5 protein-coding genes are annotated in these 4,332 nt (G+C 42.2%); all 5 read left to right on the forward strand.

What is annotated here, in order from left to right:
• The coding region (locus tag WB217_RS16810; RefSeq protein ID WP_423994431.1) for a DUF881 domain-containing protein at window positions 1-306 on the forward strand (306 nt) is incomplete at its 5' end.
• Window positions 306-656 carry a small basic family protein gene (locus WB217_RS16815; protein WP_207498512.1) on the forward strand — a complete coding sequence of 117 codons (351 nt, stop codon included), beginning with the start codon at window positions 306-308 and terminating at the stop codon, window positions 654-656. The genes WB217_RS16810 and WB217_RS16815, both read left to right, overlap by 1 nt.
• Window positions 657-793: 137 nt before the next feature.
• On the forward strand, window positions 794-2,077 hold the full coding sequence (ftsA, locus tag WB217_RS16820) for a cell division protein FtsA (protein WP_423994433.1): 1,284 nt from the start codon (window positions 794-796) through the stop codon (window positions 2,075-2,077).
• Between the two features lie 40 nt (window positions 2,078-2,117).
• Entirely contained in the window at window positions 2,118-3,260 is a 1,143-nt protein-coding gene (gene ftsZ, locus WB217_RS16825; protein WP_423994434.1) for a cell division protein FtsZ, read from the forward strand.
• 364 nt (window positions 3,261-3,624) lie between these two features.
• A partial coding sequence (gene spoIIGA, locus WB217_RS16830; RefSeq protein WP_423994435.1) for a sigma-E processing peptidase SpoIIGA occupies window positions 3,625-4,332 on the forward strand: 708 nt, incomplete at its 3' end.

The following is a 4,332-nucleotide window of genomic DNA, read 5'->3' on the forward strand; positions in this document are numbered from 1 at the left end:
GTTGATGGGGAAAGGATTATCAATACAACGGTCATCCGTGACATCAACAGAGAAACGAAAATAAATGGGCACTCCCTAAAACGTTTTCCGATTGAAATCAAAGTTATTGCCGAGAATGCCCAGACAGCTGAAAAGTTATACAATCGTATGAAGGTTTCGACAGTTGCCGAGGATTTCTTCATTGATAACCTTGAAGTAAAGGTGAACAGGTCTGAAAGCAAATTGGTTGTTCCGGCTTATCAGGATACAATCAGGATTCGGTACATGGATCCCGTTAATAAAGATAAAGGAGGAGGCAACGGATAATGTGGCTTCCAATAATGGGGTTGATAATCGGTGTGATCATCGGGCTGTTGACCGATATAAAAATTCCGGATGAATACTCGAATTACTTGTCGATCGCAATCCTTGCTGCCCTCGATACTTTGTTCGGAGGAATTCGTGCCCAGCTTCAAAATATTTACGATGAAAAGGTTTTTGTGTCAGGTTTCTTTTTTAATATAGTATTAGCTGCAAGTTTAGCTTTTCTAGGTGTTCATCTTGGTGTAGACTTGTATTTAGCAGCAGTTTTTGCCTTCGGGGTGAGACTGTTTCAAAATATCGCCGTAATTAGGCGGATATTATTAACAAAATGGTCCACTACAAGTGAAAAGTAGAAAAAAAAATGATATTTTAAAAGGGAAATATTTAATTGTGACGAATAAAGTAATGTAATTAATTGTGAAACGCAATTAGAAGTGCGGCAGCAAATTGTTGTTCAAACATTAGGAATTGTTGAAGGAGGTGCCACAGAATGAACAGCAATGATATATATGTCAGTCTTGACATCGGTACATCCAGTGTGAAAGTTATCATTGGTGAAATGGTCAACGACTCTTTAAACATAATTGGTGTTGGCAATGTGAAGTCCGAAGGATTAAGAAAGGGCTCCATTGTTGATATAGATGAAACCGTTCATTCTATTAAACGGGCAGTAGAGCAAGCTGAAAGAATGATAGGTATGAAGATTAACCAGGTGATCGTAGGAGTCACCGGGAACCATGTATCACTCATGCCATGCCATGGCGTGGTTGCAGTATCAAGTGATAATCGCGAAATCACGAATGATGATGTTGCGAGAGTCATTGACGCTGCACAGGTGGTTTCAATCCCGCCGGAGAGAGAGATAATAGACGTGATTCCAAAGCAATTTATCGTGGATGGCCTTGATGAGATCAATGATCCAAGAGGCATGATCGGTGTACGGCTTGAAATGGAAGGAACGATTATTACAGGTTCTAAGACCATCTTACATAATACACTTCGCTGTGTAGAGCGTGCTGGCCTTGAAATTTTGGATATTGGCCTGCAGCCGCTTGCAGCTGGAGCTTTCGCCCTTTCTAAGGACGAAAAAAATATGGGTGTCGCGATGATTGATATCGGCGGTGGTTCTACAACAGTCGCTGTTTTTGAGAACGGGCATTTAAGAGGGACATCTGTTATTCCTGTAGGCGGGGACCATATTACAAAAGACTTGTCAATCGGCCTGCGTACAACAACGGAAGAAGCGGATAAATTGAAAATTAAACATGGACATGCTTTTTATGACCATGCTTCCGAAGATGAATTTTTCGAAGTCTCAATCATTGGCAGTGACCAGCAGCAGCAGTTCAACCAGCTGGAAGTTGCCGATATTATTGAAGCAAGGATGGAAGAGATATTCTCCTTGGTTCAGGACGAATTGAAAATCATGAACATCAGGGAACTTCCAGGGGGGTTTGTCCTTACTGGAGGCATAGCAAATATGCAGGGTGTTCTGGAGCTTGCCCAAGATATATTCCAGAGCCGTGTCAGAATTGCGATTCCTGATTATATCGGTGTAAGAGAACCACAATACACGACTGCAGTCGGATTGATACAATTTGCGTATAAAAATGCAAAATTAAAAGGAAAGAAAATGGAAGCTGCTTTCAGTGAATTAGAACCAAAAGAAAAAAGAGTTCAGAAACAGCCGCATCCAAAATCGAAGCCTGAGAAACAGCCTGAAGAAAAAGTGTCATCAAGAATGAAGAAATTTCTTGGCTACTTTTTTGAATAATCAGTGCTAACAGGATATCGACGAATTAGGAGGATTTGTCATGTTGGAATTTGATACTAATTTAGATTCACTTGCTACTATAAAAGTTATCGGTGTTGGCGGCGGCGGAAATAATGCGGTTAACCGAATGATTGAACACGGTGTTCAGGGTGTTGAATTTATCGCGGTTAATACAGACGCACAGGCATTAAATCTTTCCAAAGCTGAAATAAAAATGCAAATCGGTGCAAAGCTCACTCGTGGACTTGGCGCTGGCGCTAATCCTGAGGTTGGCAAAAAGGCTGCCGAGGAAAGCAAAGAGCAAATCGAAGAAGTGCTTAAAGGCGCAGATATGGTATTTGTTACTGCTGGAATGGGTGGAGGAACAGGAACTGGTGCAGCCCCAGTAATTGCTCAGATTGCAAGGGACCTAGGCGCCCTAACAGTTGGTGTAGTTACACGTCCATTCACGTTTGAAGGACGTAAGCGCGCTGGACAAGCTGGCGGCGGAATTGGTGCAATGAAGGAAGCGGTAGATACGCTGATCGTCATTCCTAACGACCGTTTGCTTGAAATCGTTGATAAGAGCACTCCTATGCTCGAGGCATTCCGTGAAGCGGATAATGTTCTTCGTCAAGGTGTACAGGGTATCTCCGATTTGATCGCTACTCCAGGATTGATTAACCTTGACTTTGCTGATGTTAAAACAATCATGTCCAATAAAGGTTCAGCCTTGATGGGTATTGGTGTAGCAGCTGGTGAAAACCGTGCTACTGAAGCAGCTAAAAAGGCTATTTCATCTCCTTTGCTTGAAACATCACTTGATGGAGCACAAGGTGTTCTTATGAATATTACTGGCGGAACGAACTTAAGCTTATATGAAGTTCAGGAAGCTGCAGATATCGTTGCCACCGCTTCAGACCAGGATGTAAACATGATCTTCGGTTCCGTTATTAATGAGAATCTAAAGGATGAAATCATTGTTACTGTTATCGCAACAGGTTTCAATGAAGAAGTTGTCCAGCCTAAGCCAACAAGACCAGGTTTTGGTGGCCAGCAGAAGCCTCAGATTGGTGCAATCAAGCGTGAACAGCCAAAGCGTGAAGAAATTCAGCAAGAAGCACCAAGAAGCAATCCTTCGCCACAAGGCGAAGACGCACTGGATATCCCAACATTCCTGCGCAACCGTAACAGAAGACGCTAATAGTCAGGATATATTTTAAAAAGGCACAGCCAACAGGCTGTGCCTTTTTCGCTTTAAAGTGGTGGGGGTCTGACCCCCGGCGCGGTGGTGCGTTAAAGTGGGTCTTTTTTTATTTCGTCTAAGTCAAAACCTCGAGAATAAGTTTTTCTTTACCGAGTTGGGTAGGAATCTCCATTAATAGATAATAATCTGAAAATTGACAAAATCCGAATGTAAAAGTGAAAATCTCTGTTGTTTTGTATACATAATGTGACACACTTCATGAAGCAATGACGATATACTTTTTCGTAACGGAATGATAGAACAGGCAGCGAAGGGACATTCACCTTAAAAATGTTTTTGGTTTTGGACTGGGGGAGGCAAGGTGAAGATCTATCTTGATGTAATTTGGGCTCTGAATCTATTATTTGATGCATTCCTCCTATATTTGACCGCCTTGATCCTGAAGAGGCATGTTAAGCTTTGGCGAGTTGCACTGGGAGGGTTCATTGGTTCATTGCTCATTATATTGTCTATTACTCCGTTACATGCAGCAGCGGGGCACCCTGCAGGAAAATTATTTTTTTCGATCTTTATGGTGCTATCAGTATTTGGGTACAAGAGATTGCGATTTTTCATTAAGGCTTTAATGACATTCTATGTAACGACCTTTTTGCTTGGAGGGACGCTGACGGGTGTCCATTATTTTATCCAATTTGATATGGATCTCGCCTCGAATGTGGCTATGAATCATATAAAAGGTTATGGCGATCCGATTAGCTGGCTGTTTGTACTATTAGGGTTCCCACTGGCATGGCATTTTTCCAGGAGGAATATAGAACAGTTCGAAATGACAAAGATTCAATATGAGTCATTGGCTGAAGTGGAGATCCAGTTCATGGGAATGTCATTTAATATCAGGGGTTTGATAGACAGCGGGAATCAGTTGTATGATCCCATCTCTAAAATGCCGGTGATGATCCTGTCCATCGTCAAACTAATGGAACAGATGCCTAAGGATATCAGGAGGATCGCTGAGAACCCTGACTGTGTGTTGTCAGGGGAAGGGGGTTTTTCTCAAGAACTGGAAAAT

The organism is Mesobacillus sp., from assembly GCF_049588175.1.
Lineage (GTDB): Bacteria > Bacillota > Bacilli > Bacillales > Cytobacillaceae > Mesobacillus.

What these genes read in the sequence shown, in the direction of transcription:
- WB217_RS16815 (WP_207498512.1), top strand. Translation starts at nt 306, where the DNA reads ATGTGGCTTCCAATAATGGGGTTGATAATCGGTGTGATCATCGGGCTG.
- ftsA (WP_423994433.1), top strand. Translation starts at nt 794, where the DNA reads ATGAACAGCAATGATATATATGTCAGTCTTGACATCGGTACATCCAGT.
- ftsZ (WP_423994434.1), top strand. Translation starts at nt 2,118, where the DNA reads ATGTTGGAATTTGATACTAATTTAGATTCACTTGCTACTATAAAAGTT.